We start from the raw sequence: 18,816 nt of genomic DNA on the forward strand, positions 1-18,816 counted from the left end.
AACACACCTCACACCTTACCCATCACGCCACACGCATCACGTCTTCTTTCGCACCACCATCACGCCGTCCCGGATTGTCACCAACACGGCCGTGACTCGCGGATCAGCGGCCACCAGGCGGTTCAATTCCTGGATCGTGGCCGTCGACGCATCCGGCGGCGGATGCACCAGCACGTCGCCGTTCCATAAGACGTTGTCGATCAGGATCACGCCCTTCGGCGACAGGAGTTCCAGCGCCCGCCGATAGTAATTGACATAGTTCACCTTGTCCGCATCGATAAAGATCACGTCGAACGGACCGGTCAGCGCGCGCAACGTCTCCAGCGCGGGACCCATCCGGATGTCGATCTTGCGGCCATGCGGGCTCTTGGTAAAATACCTCCTGCCCAACACCGCCGACTCCGGATTGATCTCGCAGGTGATCACGCGACCGTCCTCCGGCAGGGTTTCCGCGAAGCACAGGGCGCTGTAGCCCGTGAACATCCCGATCTCCAGCACCCGTTTCGCCCCCACCAACAACGTCATCATTTTCAGAAAGGCGCCCTCCAGCGGCCCGACGATCATGTGCGGGATCTCCATGGTCCGATAGGTTTCCTCCCGCAACGCGCGGCAGACTTCCGACTCGGCGGCGGAGTGGGCTTCGGCGTAGGCTTCGATTTCTGGCAAGACCAGGTTCTTCATGTTTCTCCTCGGGTGATTTGAAAAAACGGGCATGCGTTGCGTACACTCAGCGGACGATCATACAGCATCTCATCTTGCAAGCGAGAGGCAATCGGGAAGGAGGCCAAGAGTGAAGACCCTTGCCACCCTGGAACCGTTGACGACGCGGTTGCTCGAGATTCAGCGGATCCACAGCGCGGCGTCCCTGCTTTCCTGGGACCAGGAAACCTATATGCCGCCGAAAGGCGGCGACGCTCGGGCCGAGCAGATCGCCGCGCTGCAGGGCCTCGCCCACGAGCGGTTCGCCTCGCCGGACCTCGAACGGGAGCTGACCAAGTGGATCGATCCGGCAACCGGCCGAATCCTCGAGACGCCGGGCGATGCCTGGGACGAGCCGTCCCGCTCTCTGCTCCGGGAAGTATGGCGGGATTTCAGCCGGGCGAAGAAACTGCCGTTGGAGTTCGTGAAGCGCCTGAGCCGTGAATGCTCGCTGGCCCAACAGGTCTGGGCCGAAGCGCGGCGCAAGAGCGACTTCAGAATGTTTTTGCCCAATCTTCGCACAGTGGTGGCCCTCAAGCGGGAGGAGGCCGGCTATCTCGGCTACACGGCGTCGCCTTACGATGCGCTGCTGGATCTCTACGAACCGGGCTCGACGGTGGCCGCGCTGAAGCCGCTCTTCGACGCATTGAAAGCCCGCTTGGTCCCATTGCTCGATCGCGTGATGGCCAGCTCCGTCAAGATCGATGACGCCGTCCTCTTCAAGTCCTACGACACGGCCCGCCAATTGGAATTCGGCCGCCTGGTGCTGACCGCGATGGGTTATGACTTCGAGCGAGGGCGTCTGGATCTTTCCGCCCACCCCTTCACGACCTCCTTCCATCCCACGGACGTCCGAGTCACCACGCGCGTGCACGAAAAGGAGTTGCCGGTCTGCCTGTTCAGTTGCATTCACGAAGGCGGCCATGGGCTCTACGATCAAGGCCTGGATCCGCGCTATTACGGCACGCCGCTCGGCGACTCGCTCTCGCTGGGCATTCACGAAAGCCAATCGCGGTTATGGGAAAACTGCGTCGGCCGCTCCCGGCCCTTCTGGCGGTTTTTCTACCCGCTCCTCCGGCAGACGTTCCCCGAGCAACTCGGCGGCGTCGAGATGGAACAATTCTACGCCGCCGTCAATCGCGCCAAGCCGTCGTTGATCCGAGTGGAAGCGGACGAGTTGACCTACAACCTGCACATCATGCTGCGGTTCGAGATCGAGCAGGACTTGATCGAAGGTCGCACCCAGGTCGAAGACCTCCCCGCTATCTGGAATCGGAAGATGCAGGAGTACCTGGGTATTGCGCCGGAGACGGACGCGGACGGCGTCTTACAGGATGTCCATTGGTCGCTCGGTTCGTTCGGCTATTTTTCCACCTATACCTTGGGCAATCTGTACGCCGTCCAGTTCTACGACCAGGCGCGCCTGGAAATCCCCGACTTCAACGCGCAGATCGAGTCCGGACAGTTGATCGTGCTCCGGCGATGGCTCGAGCAGAAGATTCATCGCTGGGGACGCATGTTCACCCCTGATCACTTGGTGCAACGGGTCACCGGTAAAAGCCTGTCCCCCGAACCGTTCCTGACGTATCTGGAAAGGAAGTACGGCGAATTGTACAAGCTATAGGCGAGAGGCACGGGGCGAGGGGCGGGGACGGATTGCTCGGGCCTCCGCGCCCGAGTCAATAGCCCATGGCAGCATTCAGTTTGGCGAGGATCGCCGGCGACAGCGTGAACTCCGCCTCCGTTTCGATACGGGACGGAACCAAGATCGTGGTGTGAAAGACGATGTCCCGAATGGCGAGCTTGAAGTCGGGCTCCTGCGGCGTGCTCAGCTCGACCGCCTCGACCGACTTCGTAATCGTGCTGCTGTCTTGCGGACCGTAGGTCGCAACGACGGCCTGGAGAATCTCGATGATCTTCTCGTTGGCCTCCACCCCCTCCACGGCCTTGAGAAGCAGCGGGATCACTTCCTCCCTGACCTGGTCGGAGACTGCGAAGTTTTCGATCCGCTCCTTGCGCCGCAGCGACATGAGATCGTTGTCCAAATCTTTGCTGAAGACACCGTAGGCGTAGCGGAAAAATTCAAAGTGGAAGCCCTTCAGATTCTTGCCGAACATCTGGAGCTCGCACAGGAAGCAGAGGGATTGCAATTTCACGTCGTTCAGCAGGCCGAACGGCTCCGCAAGATGCAGCACGTAAAGCAGAAGCGCCCGGTCGATCGTCATCTGATGAGGCTTGCGCATCGCGCTCCACCTGCAAACCATGTCCGTCGGAAAATTTTTGCACTATAATCTCGGGTCGAGCCGCCAGTCAACGTACAGGGCCGGCGATCGGAGACCCGTGGCGGGCCCGGGAAGAAGGGCCCGGCTGCCACTTGACCCCGATTTTCATTTCGTCTTAAATGATTCTTCTCAAGAACAATCTCAGTCCGGCTCACGATGGCGTCGCATAAAAACACGCACAAGAATATAAAAGAAATGCAGGTGCTCAAGGAGCACCTGGCCAAACATCAGCTCAAGCTGACTCGGCAGCGGGAGCTGATTCTCAGCGTGTTCCTCAAAAAGGAGCACATCACCGCCGAGGAGATGTACCATCTGCTGGCGAAGAAAGACCCCCACCTCGGCCTCGCGACCATCTATCGGACCCTCAACCTCTTTTGCGACGCCGGCCTGGCGCAGGCCCGTCACTTCGGGTCGCAGACGCAGTACGACAACGTCTCACACAAGGGGCACCACGACCACCTGATCTGCACGGGCTGCGGGAAGATCGTAGAGTTTGAGAACTGCGAAATCGAACGCCTGCAGGAAGAAGTGGCCACCAAGAACGGCTTCGTCATTCAGACCCACAAGCTCGAACTCTATGGCCTCTGTTCGAGCTGCCGCCATTGACCCGCCCAATTGCCGGTATCGTTCGGGATACGAATCAATTTCATTCACCGGGAGCGCGTTTCGACATGAAAATGCACGAAGGAGTTCGTCGGCCTGATCGCCGCGAGGTCCGGCCTGAGACCGTCTTTCCTTACAGAGGCATGTGGCCGATTCTGATCCTGGCATGCCTGGTTTCGATCGCCGGCCAGGCGCCGTCCTCTCCCGCCGCGGATCGGCTGGTCGTCTACTCCGGGCGGGCCGAGCGCCTGATCAAGCCGGTTCTCGATGCCTTTCAAGCCAGGACCGGCATCCAGGTGGATCTGCTGTCGTCCGGCACGACTGAACTGGTCAACCGTCTGCAGGTGGAAGGCGAACGGACCCAGGCGGACGTCCTGATCACCAACGACGCCGGTAGCCTGGAACGGGCGCGGGAACTGGGGTTGTTGCGGCCCCTCTCCATGCCGGAGACCGAGCGGGCGATCCCGTCGCAGTTCCGCGCGCCGGACAACAGTTGGGTGGGATTGTCGGGACGCTTCTGGATCGTGGTCTATAACACGACGCGCGTCAAACCCGGAGACATCACGTCCATCCTGGACCTCGCCGCCCCTCGCTGGAAGGAGAAGATCGCGATTCCGAATTCGGGCAGCGAATACCTGCAGGCCGGCGTGTCGGTCATCAAGGCGACCTACGGGGATGAAAAGACCAAGCGGTTCCTCCAAGGGCTGAAAGCCAATGCCGGCACCCAGGTGTATCAGAAAAGCTCGCAGATCGTGGAAGCCGTCGCGAAGGGAGAGGCGGATGTCGGGCTGGTGAACCACTACTACGTCTATCGGCACCTCGCGACCCAGCCCGGAGCCCCCATTGCCTTGCTCATGCCGGATCAGTACGAAGGGGGGATGGGCGCCATCATGAACGTCGCAGGCGTCGGGGTCGTGAGACACACCCGCCATCTCGACGGCGCGAAACGACTGGTCGAGTTCCTCGTCTCCCAAGCCGGCCAGAAAATGTTCGCCGATCTCAACAAGGAATACCCGCTGCATCCCGAGGTCAAAGCGGACCCCGCTTTGCTCGAACGCAAGACCTTCCGTGCGGCGACGGTGCCGTTGGCCCGGTTGGCGGAACTGCGGGAGCCGACCGTGACCCTCATCGAGCAGGTGGGACTCCGCTGACGGACCGGCACCGCATGACCACGGCCTTTCGACATATCCCTTTCCCGCCGCTGCAGGTGTTTGCCGCTGCGACGGCCGGCCTCCTTACGCTGCCTCTGCTGTACATCGGATTTCTGGCCTTGTCCGCCGATCCGGCCGTCTGGGTCCGGTTGTGGGCCACGCGCATTCCCGAGTTGCTGATCAACACCGTGTCGCTGGCCGCCGGAGTTTCGCTGGCCACGTGTGTGCTCGGCGTCTCCTTCGCCTGGCTCGTGGTCCGATTCGACTTCCCCGGACGCCGCATCTGGGAATGGGCGCTGGTGCTGCCCTTGGCCATGCCGACCTACGTGCTCGCGTACGTGTACACCTTCATCCTCGGTATGGGAGGTCCCTTCCCCCTCTTTCCGCCGCACAGCTTTGCCGGCGCGACGCTGGTCATGACTCTCGACACCTTTCCCTTCGTGTATCTCTTGAGCCGGGCGGCGTGGCTCAATCTGAACGTCTCGTTCGAAGAGGTCGCCCGGGCGTGCGGCGCCTCGCGCTTCGAGACTCTGTGGCGCGTCACGCTGCCGCTTCTGCGGCCGGCGATCGTTGCGGGCCTTGCCTTGGTGATTCTGTATGTCGTGTCGGACTTCGGCGCCGTATCGCTGCTGCGCTATCAGACGCTCACCTATGCGGTCTATCAGCAGATGACCGGCCGCTACGACCACACGGCCGCCGGTATCCTCAGCCTGCTCCTGGTCGTCATCGCGTTGGTGTTCCTGGTCGCGGAACGCTGGTTCCGCCGGAAAAGCCGGTTCTACCAGACGGCGGGCCGCTACCGGGCTCCCGAACGCAAACGCTGCGGACCGCTGGGCACGCTGTTCGCCACCGGCTATCTCGCGATCGTACTGGGCGCCGCCTTCTTGGTTCCGGCGGCGCTGCTCGTCCGGTGGAGCCTCTCCGCAATCGTGCAGGGCGCGGTGGACGGTCGTTTCGTCGGGTTCATCTGGAACAGCACGGTCCTCTCCGGAGGGACCGCGACCTGCGCCGTCGTGATCGGCATTCCCTTGGCCTACCTGGCCGCCCGGCATCCCTCGCGGTTCAACCTGGCCTGCCTCCAAGCCGCCTATGCCGGATACGTGCTGCCGGGGCCGGTCGCCGCCTTGGCGCTGTTGGTACTGTTCTCCCATGTCGCGCCGTTCTGGTACGGCTCCATCGTCGTGCTGGTGGTCGCATACATCGTCCACTTTCTGCCGGCCGGTCTGCAATCGCTGGAGCCGGCCCTGCAGCAGGTGACGCCCAATTTGGAACAAGCGGCCCGGAGCCTGGGCCTGGGCATGCGGGAGACGCTGCAACGGGTGACGCTGCCCTTGGTGCGGAACGGGTTCATCGCGGCCTGGGTCTTGATGTTCCTGCATTGCATGAAGGAACTGCCGGCCACATTGCTGCTCCGGCCCGTCGGGTTTGACACGCTGGCGATCCGGGTGTGGCTAGAAGCCAGCGAGGAGTATTATCAACTGGCCGCCCCATCGGCCCTCTTGATCGTGATGTTGACGCTGCCGGCGCTTATGTTGCTCGTCTCCAAGGATTGGCGGGCGACAAGAACACGGTGATGCGTGACACGTGAAGCGTGACGCGGCGAAAACACAATCCTCAACCACAATGACGGGTTCTCAACGGCAGAGCCGACAATTGAAAAAGGCGCCAGGAGAACAGCCGATCGGGTCGGCGGCGCATGAAAACATCCTCGAGCTGCGCAAGGTGTCATGCGCCTACCAGGCCGGGCGCCCGGCGATCTCGGAGATTTCGTTTTCGGCGTGCGAGGGCGAGATTCTCTGCCTGTTGGGACCGTCCGGGTGCGGCAAGACGACGATTCTCCGCGTCATCGCCGGATTCGAACCGGTCTCCGCGGGCGAAGTCTGGCTCTCGGGGCGGCTCGTCTCGGCCGTCGGGTTGACCGTTCCCGCGGAGCAACGGCGCGTCGGCATGGTTTTCCAGGAATATGCGCTCTTTCCGCACCTGCGCGTAGCCGACAACATCGCGTTCGGCCTCCGGCGCTTGCCGTGCGATCAACGAAAGGCCCGGGTGCAAGCCATGCTGGAGATGACCGGACTCACCGGCCTGGAGAAACGGTTCCCTCACGAACTATCTGGCGGCCAACAGCAGCGGGTGGCGCTGGCCCGCGCCCTGGCGCAGAAGCCGGTGATCCTCCTGCTCGACGAGCCGTTCAGCAACCTTGACCCCGACATGACCGGCAAGATGCGCCAGGACCTCCATGACCTCCTGAGACGGACCAGGACGACGACGATCCTGGTCACACACGATCATGACGAAGCCTTCACGATGGCGGATCGAATCGCCGTGCTGAACCAGGGCCGGCTGGAGCAAGTGGACACGCCGGAAGCGATCTACCACACGCCTGCGACGCCGTTCGTGGCGGACTTCGTAGGCCAGGCGGATTTCATCCCCGGTATCGCGCAGGACGGCATCGTGCAGACCGAAATCGGCGAATTCCCGAACCAGGTCGGCTACGAAAGCGGAACCAAGGTCGTCGTCATGATCCGTCCGGACGACGTGCGTATCGTGCCCGCCAAGGATGCGACCGCCCGCATCCGGTCACGACAGTTCCGCGGATCGGAAAATCTCTACGCGATCGGCCTGCCGTCCGGCCAAATCATTCATAGCAGCGAAGCCTCGACGCACGTCTATCCCGTCGGCACACCCGTTGAACTCCAGGTGGCGGCAACACACATCGTCTTGTTTCCGGCACGCTGAACCAAAGACATGGAAACCGAAACAGCCTCTAAAACCCTCTGAAGAAATGCCAGAATTTTCCATTGACAGATTTTCTTCCGCCGTGATATTGATAACGCCTCTCAAATTCATCCATTAGACTTTTCGTCAGGCGCAAGGCCGGAGGAAGGGCGGGGTCATCAAGGTATGGACGTCTTGAAAGAAACGGTCGACTACGGGGTGATCGGGCTTCTGTTGGTTCTCAGCGTCTGGTGCGTCGCTGTGGCCGTCGAGCGATGGCTGTTTTATCGCCGGGTGGACGTCTCGCAATTCCCGAATCGCCAGGTGTTTGAGATTGCGCTGACCAAGCGGCTGGTCATCATCGGCACGGTCGCCGCCAACGCGCCGTATATCGGGCTGCTGGGCACCGTGCTGGGCATCATGCTGACGTTTTATACGATGGGCACATCCGGCACCATGGCCGTGAACACGATCATGATCGGCCTCAGTCTGGCGCTGAAGGCCACGGCGGTCGGCTTGCTCGTCGCCATCCCCTGCGTTGTGATGAACAACGTGCTGCGGCGCCGCGTCACCGAACTGCTCACGCTCCACAAGGTGCAACATGGATCGTGAGATGGACCAAATCAACGTCATCCCGTTGGTGGACGTGATGCTGGTCCTGCTCGTCATCGTTCTGACCACGGCGACGTTCATCACGACCGGGCAAATACCCGTCGATTTGGCCAAAGCCAAGGAAGCGGGCGACCGCAGGGACGTCCCGTTGGTGATCACCCTGACGGCGGAAGGGAAGCTCTACCTGAACGACCGCCCCGTTCCCGAGGATGGACTGAGGATCGTTTTGACTCCCCATCCCAGGGAATCCCTGGTCGTCGTCCGAGCCGATCGCGTGACGATGCTGGAACGATTCGTTCAGGTGGTGGACGAGGTGCGCGGGCTCGGATTCCAGCAAGTGAGTCTGGAGGTCGTCAGGTCGTGACCATGCCGGCTGCCGGATCGAATCGCGGTCTCAATTACCGGATCCAGGGCTGGGCGGTGTCGGCCGTCACCCACGCGCTGGCTGTGGGAGCGGCTTTTGCGCTGACGTCTAACTTGCACTTGCCCCCGCAACCCGAACCGTTCAAGTGGGAAGTCTCCTTGGTGCAGCCTCCCGCGCCCCAGGTCGTCGAGCCGCCGCAGCCAGACCCGACCCCGCCGAAGCCGAAACGAACGGAGCAGCCGGTGGTCGAGACAAAACCGGTGGTCCAAACGGTCCAGACCGTGACGCATGTCGTCCGGCAGGAGATCCGCGAAGTCACGCCCCAGGTCCGAACCGCCGTCCGGCCGGCGCCGCAGGTCGTCACCCGCGCGATGGAGTCCGTCAACCGGACGGCGGAGACCGAGGTACCGGCCGTCCAGACCGTTGTCGCGACCGAAGCGCGGCAGGTCATCACGGAGCCGGCTGCAGTGGTGCAGGAGGAGGCTCCGGTGGTTCGGGAGGAGGTTCCGGCGACTGTTCAGCATGTCGTGCAGGAGGCGCCTTCCCCCGTCGTAGCTGCAACTCCGGCTCCCGTGTCGCGTCAGGCCATCAAACGTGACCCGGTTGCGGCGATCCAAACGGCAGCGATTTCGGAAAACCCGGTCGAGCCGATCCAGACAGGCACAATCGAAAGTGCGTCTGTCCCCGTCGAGACCGCCGCGATTCAGGAACGCCAGATCGTTAGCGAGCCCGTTCCTGCAACGACGGCGGCGGCAGTGCCGATCCAGCAGGCCTCGATCCGCGAATTGCCGGTGCAACCGTTGCCGGCCGCCAAAGCGGACTATAGTTGGCTGGCCGAGGCGTTGTGGAACCGCGTCGAACAACTCAAACGCTACCCCCATCTCGCCAGAATGAACCGGTGGGAAGGCATGGTGGTGTTGCAGGCCGTCATTCGGCACGATGGACAGCTCGTCGATCTGAAGGTGGCGGAAAGCTCCGGCCATGCGGTGCTCGATCAGGACGCCATGGAGGTCATGAGAAAGGCCTGCCCGCTCCATCTGAAACACCCCCTGGGCAAGCCGCAGGTCGTGGTACAAGTGCCGATCAGCTATAAGCTGCAATAGACTTTTCCCTTTTCCCTCTCCCCTCAGTGGGAGAGGGTGAGGGTGAGAGGGCCCGGCGTAGTGAGGATAAGGCCGACGGCTGACCGCAAACAGCGTTTTTGAGATCGTCAAAGGAGAATGAACGTGAAACAGCAAGATTGTGATTATCGATTCTTCCTAGCCGTAGGACTATTGACAGCGATGATGTGGTTTTGTGGAGCGCCGGCTTGGGCACAGAACCCCCAGGGCAAGGCGGAGAAAAGCTTCTCGGCGGTCGTCACCGATACCCAAGGGGTGGAATCGGAGGTCAAGAACATCATTTTCTACTGGGAAGAGAAGGTCAGTGAAACGGCCTTTGTTCCGCACGAGCTTCGAGAGGTCCCCGTCAAGAAAGGGGCGGCCACCATCAAGGTCAAATTCGAATCGATCAAGCAGATCGATGTCAAACCCTCTCCTGACGGCGGGCCCCCGAGCGTCTCCATCAGCCTGACGAACGGCAAAACCGGCGAATTTGCTCTGGCCATGAACGGCAGCTTCAAGGGCTCGTCCGATTTCGGCGACGTGGAGTTTCCGGCCAACGGCTTGAAGAGGATCGTGTTCAAATGACACCAAGTCCAAGCGCCAGTCTTCAGCGTTCGCTTTCGCATCCGGCCGACGACATATCCGGTCGCAGTCCCCGTCCGTTTGTAACGTAACCCTAATAACCCTATAACCCAGGAGGAGGTCTTGACATGGGTGGGCAATTGAGAGAGTTGATATTGAGAATAAGAACTAAAACCAAAATCGTTGCAATGCTCTATGCTTGCCTCATCGCATGGGCGTTTTTACTCCTGCCGCTTGGCGCGCCGGCAAGCGCTGAGGAACCTTCGGGCCAGACCGCTGGTTCTCAAGAGACAACCGGCCAAGGGCCGGAAGCGCCGGCGCCCGAACAGAAGCCGCTAAGAATCCCCCTCACCGAGGTGATCGGGACCGCCCCAGAGGCGCTGGAACACATTCCCGGCTCAGGCCGTGTGGTGACACAGGAAAGCCTGTGGAAGAACCATCGCCTCACGATCAATGAAGCATTGCGCGAAGTTCCCGGCGTCAACGTGCGCGATGAGGAAGGGCTGGGCATCAGGCCGAACATTGGGATTCGAGGTCTCGACCCCACCCGAAGCCGAAAAATCCATATCATGGAAGACGGCGTCCCGATCATGCTGATGCCCTACGGCGACCCGTCGTCCTATTACTTCCCGCCGGTCTTCCGCTTCGACCGGATCGAGGTCTTGAAAGGCAGTGGGCAACTGCTTTTCGGTCCGCAGAACATCGGCGGCGTGATGAACTTGATCACCCGTATGCCGCCGTTGACTCCGACCGGCAACTTTGAGTTCCGTGGCGGCAATCTGAACTACTTCAACACCCATTTCGATTATGGAGGAACCTGGGGCAAGAGCGGCTACCTGGTGGACTACACCCACTATCAGAGCGATACGCCTCGCTTTACCAACATTCGGGCCAAGGTGGATGACTTCACCTTCAAAACCGTTCAAGAACTCACGGCTCGTACCACCATTTTGGCGAAGTTCAATTACTACCGCGAAGATTCCGGTATCGGTTATCAGGGGTTCACTGAAGCCGACTGGGGAGCACGCGGCGATGATCGCCAGACGCCGTTCACGCATGATCATTTCGATTTCCGCCGCGTGGGCGTGCACGTCGCGGTCCAGCACATGTTCAACGCGGACCTGAGCGTGACGACCAATTTCTTCGGTCATTACATCGCGCGCGACTGGTCGCGGCAGAATCAACTGGCTCTCAGAGCCGATGGCACCACAACTACTCTCACCGGTAACAACCTGCCGGCTAACACCCTTACCGTTGTACCGGATCCACAGCGTCGCTTCACCAACGAACGAGAGTATTGGGTCTACGGCGTCGAACCTCGTTTCCACCTGACCCATCGATTGCTGGGGATCAAGAGCGAGGCCGATTTTGGCGCCAGATTCATGCACGAGCAGTCCGATCGCAAGCAGTTCCTGAATCAGATCACAGGAATCGGAGGCTCATCCACCTGCTTGGCAAGTCCGGCAGCCGCAACGTGCTTAGGCGAAAACAACATTCGGAAAACCGACGCGTATGCGCTGTTTTTCCAGAACCGGTTTTTCGTCACCGATCAGATCACTGTGACGCCGGGCTTCCGGGTCGAACACGTGAACTACGAGCAATTCAACAAACTGCCCACCACCGGAGAAACGTTCGGCAAGACTGCCATCACAGAAGTCCTGCCGGGGATCGGCGCGACCTATTCGCCGATCAAGAATTACACCTTCTTTGCCGGCTTCCACCGCGGGTTCGCGCCGCCGCAGGTCTCAGACGCGATCACGGGAACCGGCGCGGTGGTCGATTTGGACGCCGAGTTGAGCTGGAACTATGAACTGGGTATGCGAAGCACCCCGGTCCAGTGGCTCGGGTATGAACTGACCTTTTTCCAGATGGACTTCCAGAACCAGATCGTGTCGCAGTCCGTCGCGGGAGGAGTCGGCGCGACCTTGACCAATGCCGGACGGACTCGTCATCGCGGCATCGAATTCGCCGTGAAGACCGATCTCTTGGATGCGGTGACCGGACAGAACAGGAACGAAGACATTATCTTCGATCTGAACTACACCTGGGTCGCCGATGCGGAGTTCAGAGGAACGCGGAATAGCTCCATCACCGGCGCTGCCCTTCTCCCCGGCGAGGCTGCGGTGTTCAACGTAAGCGGGAACCGTCTTCCGTATGCGCCCAAGCACATGCTCACGGCCGGACTGGGCTACATCAATCGCCAGATCGGGTTCGACGGTCGAGTGGAAACCCAGTGCATCAGCGACATGTTCGGAGACGACCGGAACACGCACGTCGCGACGCCGAACGGCCTGCGCGGCATCGTTCGCGGCTGGTGCGTGTTGAACGCGGCGGCCAACCAGTACGTGAAGCCGATCAACACCACGTTCTTCGTCACCGGGAAAAACCTGCTGGATCACCTGTACATGGTGGATCGGACCCGCGGCATCTATCCGGGCCTGCCGTTGATGGTCCAGGCTGGTGCCCGATGGACGTTCTGATCCTCACCCTCCCCTCCTCCGCCTTGCGGTGGAAGGAAAGGGAGGGGGGTTGTGGAACATGGGACCTGTCACGAAGCGCGGAAGGATGAACGTGGCGGACCACGGCCAGGTCCGTTGCCTGTGCGGCCAGCTTCTGGCCAGATGGGTTCCCGACGGCATCCAGGTGAAGTGTAAACGATGCCGGAGGATCGTGACGATTCCGTTCGCTGAGATCGAGGGGTCGCCGGCATCCTGCGGCGCCCCGCTCAAGACAGTCCCGACATGAACACGGCCTGCAGGTAGCGCAGTGTAACGTCAGGCCAGAGGACCTGCGAGTCCTGAGCCCAAGGCGATCTTCTTTTCGCCTCATCCTTCACATGGGAGAGGCGACGAGAGGGTCGTCTTGGGCTCTTCTATTTTTCGCCTGTATGGGAGGGAGCCAACGCCATGAACAGCACCGGGCCTGCTCTGTTGAATCATCATCCCGATCTCGCCGCCGTCGTGGATGAGCTTCACGCCCTCGATCATGTGCGGCTGCCGGCTCGATCCTTGTCGGACGTTCGCGCCGTTCAGATACGGCGGATCGTCCGACGAATCGAGAGCCTCTTGCCGCATCACGGAGGCCACGGGGAGCGGACCGCCTGCTACGCTCTTGCGTTCGGAGAAGCCCTCGGGCTTTCCGACGACGAATTACTCCACCTCCGCTTCGCCGCATTGCTCCACGATATCGGCTTGCTGACGGTCCCGGCCGGCATCCTGTCGGAGACGAGACCGCTTACCGGCGATGAGTACGCAGCGCTGCAGAGCCATCCGCGGGCCGCCGCCGAACTGCTGGAGCCGATCCGTTTCCTGCGCCGGGCCGCGCTTCTGATCGCCCACCACCATGAACGCTGGGACGGGTTCGGCTATCCCTACGGCCTGCGAGGTGAGTTCATTCCGCTCGGCTCCCGCATCCTGGCGGTCGCGGACACGTTCGACGCGCTGGCCGCCCGTAGGCCGGCGGCTGCCAAGGTGTTCGAGCACGAAACTGCATTGGCGCAACTGCAAGCCGTGGCCGGCTCGCAACTCGATCCTGATCTTGTCGCGACCTTCGTCCGGCTGGCGCCGGCACTGAGGCCTGACAGCTCTCCCGGGTGGGGTTGTGCCCCCCACCCATTCGGGCGGGGCGCCTCTCTTCCTCCTGGGCCCCCCGCCCGCCCCTTTTCTGGAAAGACCGCACGGCCCGCCGGCGAACGTTCGAAAGCGGGCAGACCGGAGCGCTCGACGACGACCATGAATGAGAGCCCGCCGAGGCCATGAACCACCGTCCACGGAGGGATCCTATGCGCCGCGCCGACTCGACAGGACAGTCTGCATGTGACCCGGCCTGCAGAACGAACACTCGCGCCCCCCTGAGCTCATCTCGACTCTGCGACGATCCGTTCTCGATTCAAGAACATCCCCCCGCGTTGCAGGCGCCTCCGGACGTCGCGCAGCGCGTGCAGGAGTTCATCAGGAACAACCTGCACGAGGGCCTGACCCTCAAGGATCTGGCGCGGTTTCTGGGCTACTCGGACAAGTACTGCTCCGATCTCTTCAAGGCCCTCATCGGCATTCCCTTCTCCCACTATCTGAAGCGTCTTCGCCTTGAGCGGGCCGTCGGCCTGCTCGCGGAGTCGAATGCGACGCTGTCCTGCATCGCCGAGGCCCTCGGCTTCAGCGATCAGTTCGCCTTCAGTCATTTCTTCAAAAACGCCGTCGGCTGCTCCCCTCAACGGTTCAGATCGCAATGCCCCTCACGCCGACTTCGCCCGAACCTTTCGCGCTCCGCATGGGCGAGCCGCCGCTCCAAGCCGCATAGTAAAGGTTGAAGTTCGGCTGAGCGCCCCCCGGCTGTACGGCCTCTCATGTGGCCGCCGGACGGCGCTTCCGGCAATCTGGAAAATGAACATGGTCAACGCTTCCGCGTCGAGATATATTGATATTGAAATGCAATCTCAACAACTGCCTGAGCTACCGGAGTTGCCGGTGCGAATGTGTCTCAGGAACAAGAGGATCACAGGATGGCCGGCGGCGGCCCTACCAGCCCGGCTACTCGCCGTGCTTGCGGCGCTGCTCCTGTTCACATTCGCGCCGACACCCGAGCCGGCGGCGGCCGGATCGACGGTCGGCTTTCTCGTCGTCGCCCCTGACCGAGGATTTTTAGGCAACCAGGAAATCCGCGCTGTGTTCGACGAGTTCGCGCAACACTATGCGCCGGCGGCGCTGGCCTGGGTCGGGCGGGATTACAACGGGATGGGGAGCGAATACTCCGACTATCTCAGCCGGGCGCTGGCCGACCTTGAGCGCGGCGGCGCGACGGAGATCGTGGCGATTCCGCTCTTTGTCTCCGCCTCGGACCCCGTTTTGCAGAAGGTCGTGGCCCATCTGCCCGCCTATGCACGAACCGGAACCATTCGGTGGGCCGAGCCGATGGTCTCGAGTCACCTCATCCGCCAAATCCTGTTGGATCGCGCGATGGCAGCGAGCCGTGACCCGGAGCATGAACGGCTCCTGCTGGTCGGATTCGGCGCGACCGACGAAGCCGGAGAGGCGGCCATGCGCCGCGACCTGGAACGGTACCTGGCCTACATTACGCAGTACCTCCGTTTTCGAGAAACCAGGGCCGTCCTCTACTACGACCGCTCCGCACCGGACGCCGAACGGAACAACAAGGCGGCGGATCAGGTGATTGTCGAAACCGCCGCCAAGAAGGGACGGACGCTGCTGGTCCTGGCTACGATCGGCCCGAAATTTGATCAGACGATGGCGCTGACGCACTGGTTCGGCGACAAGCTGCGCGACTGGAACATCGCCTATGTCGCGGAAGAACTCCTGCCCCACCCCAACGTGCTGCTGTGGCTGAAGAAGACCGCCAACGCCTTTCTGCCGGCGTCTCCGGCAGAAATCGGCGTCGTGATCATGCCGCACGGCGCCACCCAACCGTGGAACGACGCCGTGGAGCGCGCGATCGCGCCGCTGCGCCCCCGTTACCGGATCCAGATGGCCTATGGGATGGGCGATCCTGCCGTGATTCAGCAGGCCGTCGAGCGATTGGAGCGGCAAGGGAGCCGGCGCATCGTGTTCGTGCGCATGTACGCCCTCGCTCACCATCTGAAACACCGCATCGAATACCTGCTCGGCCTCTCCGATTCACCGGAGCCCGAGGGCCGACACAGTGGACACGATCGGGAAACGACCCCTCCGGCGCAAATTCGAAGCGCGGCGCTCTTCGCCACGTTCGGCGGATACGAGGAAGACCCGGGCATCGCCGAGGCGCTCCACGAGCGGATTCAGGAAGTCAGTCGCGACCCGTCGCAGGAGACCGTGATCCTCGTCGCGCACGGCGACAAGCGCGATGAGGACAACGCGCACTGGCTCTCGGTCATGCAGGCCAACATCGAGCGGCTGAAGCGCGATCCCCACTGCGCCAAGCTGAGAGCGATTGAGGCGGCCACGGTCCGCGAGGACTGGCCGGCGCTTCGGGAGCGCGCCGTCGGCGACATCAGGAGCCTGATCGAAGCCCACGCGAAAACCGGACGGGTGCTCGTGATCGCCGACCGGCTCTATGGGGCGGGACCGTACCGGAAGCTGTTCGACGGGTTGGAGTACGTGCTGAACGACAAGGGGCTCGTGCATCCCGCGCTGACCCGCTGGCTCGAAGCCGGGATCAATCAGGCGATTTCGGTCCTGACCCGACCGGTTTCCGCCATCGATCGCGTTGCAAAGCCCTGAGACGGGAATACAGGAGGGATCGCGATGACCTGTCCGAAATGCCGAGGCCTGCTGGTGATCGAACGGTCTTTAGACTTCTACGCGCGCACGGGCGCATGGCGATGCATCAACTGCGGCGAGGCTCCGTCCGGTAGACCTTCGGTGTTGCCGGACTTGCGTACGCCGGTTCATCAGCGCCGTCGCGCTCCAACGATTCCGGTTCCCGCCGAATCGGGGGAGAGGCGCCGTGCGCGGCGCGACAACGTGGGATGAGGGAGGACAGTCCATGTTGCTCATCGGCCAACGCGCTCCTCGGTTCCGAGTGCCGGCGTTACGGGACGGAGCGTTGACGTATCTGGATTCCGCCGGAATGCACGGCCGCTGGGTGGTCCTGTGCTGCTTGCCGAGGCTGAGCCTGGTCGAGGCGACCATCGTGGACCGTCAAGGCGCCGCTTTCACCTGCTACGGGGCCGATTTTCTCGCCGTCGCGCCTGAAGATCGTGCATTGCGGCGGCCATGGCTCGGCAGGCTCGGCGCGTTGCGGGCGCCCCTCCTGGTCGACCCCTTGCGCCGCCTTCACCGCGCCTACGGCCTCGTCCAGGACCAGACTCTGACCCGGTGCCGGACTTTCTTGATTGATCCGGACGGTCTGCTCCGTTTCCATTTGGTACACGATCTGACCGGCCGAGGCCTGAGCGCGGTCACGGAAATCCTGCGCCTGTTCCAACACCGACAGGCGCCGGCTCTGAGGCATTCGTTTGGAAGGAGGTGAACGATGCAGAAGGGTTTGAGAAGCACCGGGCGGGCGACGCTGAATGTCTGCGGATGCGGTCGGCTCCATGTGACCTACGGGCCGATCACTCTGCATTTCGAGCCGGAAGAGTTTCTCACGTTCGGGGAAGCCGTGACTCAGTTGGTCGATCAATTTCGACGGATCCAACGCGATCAGCTCGTTCCGTCGCCGCCCGGACACGAGACGGTCTGCCATTAAGGGAGGAACGTCTGATGAACATTCGCGAATGCCCGCGTTGCCGCCAACACAGCCTGGTCCCCACCGGGGCGTTTTGGGCCTGTGCAAGCTGCGGCTACGCCATCACCGGTTTCGCGCTGGCGGTCGAATTGAGGGTCGCCTCAAGAAGAGAAGCCGCCGCGCGTATCACTGCGACGGAGAAAGGATTCTGAGGAAAGGCCGCAGGGAATGTGGCGCATACTCAAAGACCGGCTTCCGCTGAGACCCGATGACCGGATGGTCCTGATCAGCCTGCTTGCCTCGCTGGGAATGGTGGTTATGGCGACCGCCGGTCTGTGGCTGTGGACGATCATGTCCACGTCGCCTCTTCCTACGGCATCCGTGAGCCTTCCGCCGCTGCCCTAAAGAACAAATGGGGGAGAGACGAACCGTCTCTCCCCCGCCGGACGCGACTCGAAATGGCTTTATGACCCTTCCTTCTTGATCTGTTCGGACAGGTAATTTTCGAGTCCAACCTGCTTGATGGCCCTGAGCTGGGTCTCGAACCAGTCAACATGCTCCTCGGTCTCAACGACCATGTCCTCGAGCTTGTGCCTCGTGGTGAAGTCCCCGACCTTCGCGCAATGCGCGATGGCGTCGCGCAGGAGTTTCACGTCGTCCTGTTCGAACCGCAAGTCCGCCTGAAACAGGTCCGGGACGCCGCGGCCGCTGCTGACGGTCCCCAGTTTCTGCATGTCCGGGGTGCCCTCGAGATACAGGATATGATCGAGCACCTTGGACACATGGCTCATCTCTTCAGTGGCCAATTCGCGAAACTCATGCTGTAAGCGGTGATACCCCCAGTTCTCGCACAGCGAGGCGTGCAGGAGGTATTGGTGGACCGCCGTCAGCTCCATGGTGACCACCTTGTTCAGGAAGTCGACAACACCTTCTTTCGCTTTCATGGCTCGCCTCCCTGCCGAAGAAGTTGTACGGCTTTACGGCCTATTCCTCTTTGTGGATCTGCTCGCTCAAATAATTTTCCAAGCCGACTTGCTCGATCAACTCCTGCTGGGTCTCGATCCAATCGATATGCTCGTCAACGTCCTTCACCATGTCTTCCAGCATGTGGCGCGTGGTGAAGTCCCCGACCTTGGTGCAATGGATCACGCCTTCGCTCAAGATGGCCAACATCTCCTGCTCGGCCTTCAGATCCGCCTTGAACTGCTCGGGAACGGTTTCGCCGACGTGCACCGTGCCCAGCCGCTGCATGTTGGGCACGCCTTCCAGATACAGAATGTGCTCGATCAGCTCTTCCGCGTCCTTCATTTCGTCGAACGCCCGCTTGCGGACGTGATGATGGAGGCGCTCGTAGCCCCAGTTCTCGCACATCTTGGCATGGACAAAATACTGATTGATGGCCGTCAAGTCCGCGGTAAGGATCTTGTTGAGCAGATTGATGACGCCTTCCTTCGCTTTCATGCTAACCTCCTCCGGTCCAGGGGGTTAAGGTAGATTGCCGAATGAATGCCTATGGAGTTCTGCGCGGCGGCGCACACGCCGTT

The 18,816-nt window shown here is 61.6% G+C and carries 22 protein-coding genes; 18 read left to right on the top strand and 4 right to left on the bottom strand.

What is annotated here, in order from left to right:
• Positions 1-36 precede the first annotated feature (36 nt).
• On the bottom strand, positions 37-681 hold the full coding sequence (locus tag AB1555_00560) for a class I SAM-dependent methyltransferase (GenBank protein MEW6245185.1): 645 nt from the start codon (positions 679-681) through the stop codon (positions 37-39).
• A gap of 109 nt (positions 682-790) precedes the next feature.
• On the opposite strand from AB1555_00560, the gene AB1555_00565 reads away from it, so the two are divergent.
• Positions 791-2,323: a carboxypeptidase M32 gene (locus AB1555_00565; protein ID MEW6245186.1), complete on the top strand. Its 1,533-nt coding sequence runs from the start codon at positions 791-793 to the stop codon at positions 2,321-2,323.
• Positions 2,324-2,378: 55 nt separating this feature from the next.
• Here the strand turns inward: AB1555_00565 and AB1555_00570 are convergent, their stop codons facing one another.
• On the bottom strand, positions 2,379-2,942 hold the full coding sequence (locus tag AB1555_00570) for a hypothetical protein (protein ID MEW6245187.1): 564 nt from the start codon (positions 2,940-2,942) through the stop codon (positions 2,379-2,381).
• A gap of 195 nt (positions 2,943-3,137) precedes the next feature.
• Here AB1555_00570 and AB1555_00575 point away from each other — a divergent pair, with 195 nt between their 5' ends.
• From AB1555_00575 to AB1555_00655, 17 genes are all read left to right on the top strand, one after another.
• Entirely contained in the window at positions 3,138-3,587 is a 450-nt protein-coding gene (locus tag AB1555_00575) for a Fur family transcriptional regulator (GenBank protein ID MEW6245188.1), read from the top strand.
• Between the two features lie 65 nt (positions 3,588-3,652).
• Positions 3,653-4,735, top strand: coding sequence for an extracellular solute-binding protein (locus AB1555_00580; GenBank protein ID MEW6245189.1), 1,083 nt, complete (start codon positions 3,653-3,655; stop codon positions 4,733-4,735).
• A gap of 14 nt (positions 4,736-4,749) precedes the next feature.
• On the top strand, positions 4,750-6,309 hold the full coding sequence (locus AB1555_00585) for an iron ABC transporter permease (GenBank protein ID MEW6245190.1): 1,560 nt from the start codon (positions 4,750-4,752) through the stop codon (positions 6,307-6,309).
• A 79-nt stretch (positions 6,310-6,388) separates the two neighbouring features.
• Positions 6,389-7,471 (top strand): ABC transporter ATP-binding protein, encoded by a 1,083-nt coding sequence (locus AB1555_00590; GenBank protein ID MEW6245191.1) that lies wholly within the window; start codon positions 6,389-6,391, stop codon positions 7,469-7,471.
• Between the two features lie 165 nt (positions 7,472-7,636).
• Positions 7,637-8,062, top strand: coding sequence for a TonB-system energizer ExbB (gene exbB, locus AB1555_00595; GenBank protein MEW6245192.1), 426 nt, complete (start codon positions 7,637-7,639; stop codon positions 8,060-8,062).
• Positions 8,052-8,426, top strand: coding sequence for a biopolymer transporter ExbD (locus AB1555_00600; GenBank protein ID MEW6245193.1), 375 nt, complete (start codon positions 8,052-8,054; stop codon positions 8,424-8,426). The genes exbB and AB1555_00600 overlap by 11 nt, the downstream gene beginning before the upstream one ends.
• Before the next feature lie 2 nt (positions 8,427-8,428).
• Positions 8,429-9,529 (top strand): TonB family protein, encoded by a 1,101-nt coding sequence (locus AB1555_00605; GenBank protein MEW6245194.1) that lies wholly within the window; start codon positions 8,429-8,431, stop codon positions 9,527-9,529.
• Positions 9,530-9,652: 123 nt separating this feature from the next.
• Positions 9,653-10,114: a hypothetical protein gene (locus AB1555_00610; protein ID MEW6245195.1), complete on the top strand. Its 462-nt coding sequence runs from the start codon at positions 9,653-9,655 to the stop codon at positions 10,112-10,114.
• A gap of 353 nt (positions 10,115-10,467) precedes the next feature.
• Positions 10,468-12,591 (top strand): TonB-dependent receptor, encoded by a 2,124-nt coding sequence (locus AB1555_00615; protein ID MEW6245196.1) that lies wholly within the window; start codon positions 10,468-10,470, stop codon positions 12,589-12,591.
• A gap of 58 nt (positions 12,592-12,649) precedes the next feature.
• Positions 12,650-12,856, top strand: coding sequence for a hypothetical protein (locus tag AB1555_00620; GenBank protein MEW6245197.1), 207 nt, complete (start codon positions 12,650-12,652; stop codon positions 12,854-12,856).
• Between the two features lie 161 nt (positions 12,857-13,017).
• Positions 13,018-13,869, top strand: a complete 852-nt coding sequence (locus tag AB1555_00625) for an HD domain-containing phosphohydrolase (protein ID MEW6245198.1) — start codon at positions 13,018-13,020, stop codon at positions 13,867-13,869.
• 149 nt (positions 13,870-14,018) lie between these two features.
• Positions 14,019-14,420, top strand: coding sequence for an AraC family transcriptional regulator (locus AB1555_00630; GenBank protein MEW6245199.1), 402 nt, complete (start codon positions 14,019-14,021; stop codon positions 14,418-14,420).
• A 118-nt stretch (positions 14,421-14,538) separates the two neighbouring features.
• A complete protein-coding gene (locus AB1555_00635; GenBank protein MEW6245200.1) occupies positions 14,539-16,323 on the top strand; it encodes a hypothetical protein in 1,785 nt (594 codons plus the stop codon).
• Between the two features lie 265 nt (positions 16,324-16,588).
• Positions 16,589-17,074 (top strand): redoxin domain-containing protein, encoded by a 486-nt coding sequence (locus tag AB1555_00640; protein MEW6245201.1) that lies wholly within the window; start codon positions 16,589-16,591, stop codon positions 17,072-17,074.
• A 3-nt stretch (positions 17,075-17,077) separates the two neighbouring features.
• Positions 17,078-17,293 carry a hypothetical protein gene (locus tag AB1555_00645; protein MEW6245202.1) on the top strand — a complete coding sequence of 72 codons (216 nt, stop codon included), beginning with the start codon at positions 17,078-17,080 and terminating at the stop codon, positions 17,291-17,293.
• A gap of 14 nt (positions 17,294-17,307) precedes the next feature.
• Entirely contained in the window at positions 17,308-17,484 is a 177-nt protein-coding gene (locus AB1555_00650) for a hypothetical protein (GenBank protein ID MEW6245203.1), read from the top strand.
• Between the two features lie 16 nt (positions 17,485-17,500).
• Positions 17,501-17,677, top strand: a complete 177-nt coding sequence (locus AB1555_00655; protein MEW6245204.1) for a hypothetical protein — start codon at positions 17,501-17,503, stop codon at positions 17,675-17,677.
• Positions 17,678-17,736: 59 nt separating this feature from the next.
• On the opposite strand, the gene bfr (AB1555_00660) is transcribed toward AB1555_00655, so the two are convergent.
• Together bfr (AB1555_00660) and bfr (AB1555_00665) are read right to left on the bottom strand one after the other, a co-directional pair.
• The gene (bfr, locus tag AB1555_00660; protein MEW6245205.1) at positions 17,737-18,216 is read right to left on the bottom strand and encodes a bacterioferritin; all 480 of its coding nucleotides are present in this window, start codon (positions 18,214-18,216) and stop codon (positions 17,737-17,739) included.
• A 40-nt stretch (positions 18,217-18,256) separates the two neighbouring features.
• Positions 18,257-18,733 (bottom strand): bacterioferritin, encoded by a 477-nt coding sequence (gene bfr, locus AB1555_00665; GenBank protein ID MEW6245206.1) that lies wholly within the window; start codon positions 18,731-18,733, stop codon positions 18,257-18,259.
• Positions 18,734-18,816 lie beyond the last annotated feature (83 nt).

The organism is Nitrospirota bacterium, from assembly GCA_040755395.1.
Taxonomy (GTDB): Bacteria; Nitrospirota; Nitrospiria; order Nitrospirales; family Nitrospiraceae; genus DATLZU01.

Coding starts and splice junctions, on each gene's coding strand:
- AB1555_00560 (MEW6245185.1), bottom strand. CDS start 681: ATGAAGAACCTGGTCTTGCCAGAAATCGAAGCCTACGCCGAAGCCCAC.
- AB1555_00600 (MEW6245193.1), top strand. CDS start 8,052: ATGGATCGTGAGATGGACCAAATCAACGTCATCCCGTTGGTGGACGTG.
- AB1555_00575 (MEW6245188.1), top strand. CDS start 3,138: ATGGCGTCGCATAAAAACACGCACAAGAATATAAAAGAAATGCAGGTG.
- AB1555_00650 (MEW6245203.1), top strand. CDS start 17,308: ATGAACATTCGCGAATGCCCGCGTTGCCGCCAACACAGCCTGGTCCCC.
- AB1555_00635 (MEW6245200.1), top strand. CDS start 14,539: ATGCAATCTCAACAACTGCCTGAGCTACCGGAGTTGCCGGTGCGAATG.
- bfr (MEW6245205.1), bottom strand. CDS start 18,216: ATGAAAGCGAAAGAAGGTGTTGTCGACTTCCTGAACAAGGTGGTCACC.
- AB1555_00580 (MEW6245189.1), top strand. CDS start 3,653: ATGAAAATGCACGAAGGAGTTCGTCGGCCTGATCGCCGCGAGGTCCGG.
- AB1555_00585 (MEW6245190.1), top strand. CDS start 4,750: ATGACCACGGCCTTTCGACATATCCCTTTCCCGCCGCTGCAGGTGTTT.
- AB1555_00620 (MEW6245197.1), top strand. CDS start 12,650: ATGGGACCTGTCACGAAGCGCGGAAGGATGAACGTGGCGGACCACGGC.
- bfr (MEW6245206.1), bottom strand. CDS start 18,733: ATGAAAGCGAAGGAAGGCGTCATCAATCTGCTCAACAAGATCCTTACC.
- AB1555_00605 (MEW6245194.1), top strand. CDS start 8,429: ATGCCGGCTGCCGGATCGAATCGCGGTCTCAATTACCGGATCCAGGGC.
- AB1555_00570 (MEW6245187.1), bottom strand. CDS start 2,942: ATGCGCAAGCCTCATCAGATGACGATCGACCGGGCGCTTCTGCTTTAC.
- AB1555_00640 (MEW6245201.1), top strand. CDS start 16,589: ATGTTGCTCATCGGCCAACGCGCTCCTCGGTTCCGAGTGCCGGCGTTA.
- AB1555_00625 (MEW6245198.1), top strand. CDS start 13,018: ATGAACAGCACCGGGCCTGCTCTGTTGAATCATCATCCCGATCTCGCC.
- AB1555_00655 (MEW6245204.1), top strand. CDS start 17,501: ATGTGGCGCATACTCAAAGACCGGCTTCCGCTGAGACCCGATGACCGG.
- AB1555_00645 (MEW6245202.1), top strand. CDS start 17,078: ATGCAGAAGGGTTTGAGAAGCACCGGGCGGGCGACGCTGAATGTCTGC.
- exbB (MEW6245192.1), top strand. CDS start 7,637: ATGGACGTCTTGAAAGAAACGGTCGACTACGGGGTGATCGGGCTTCTG.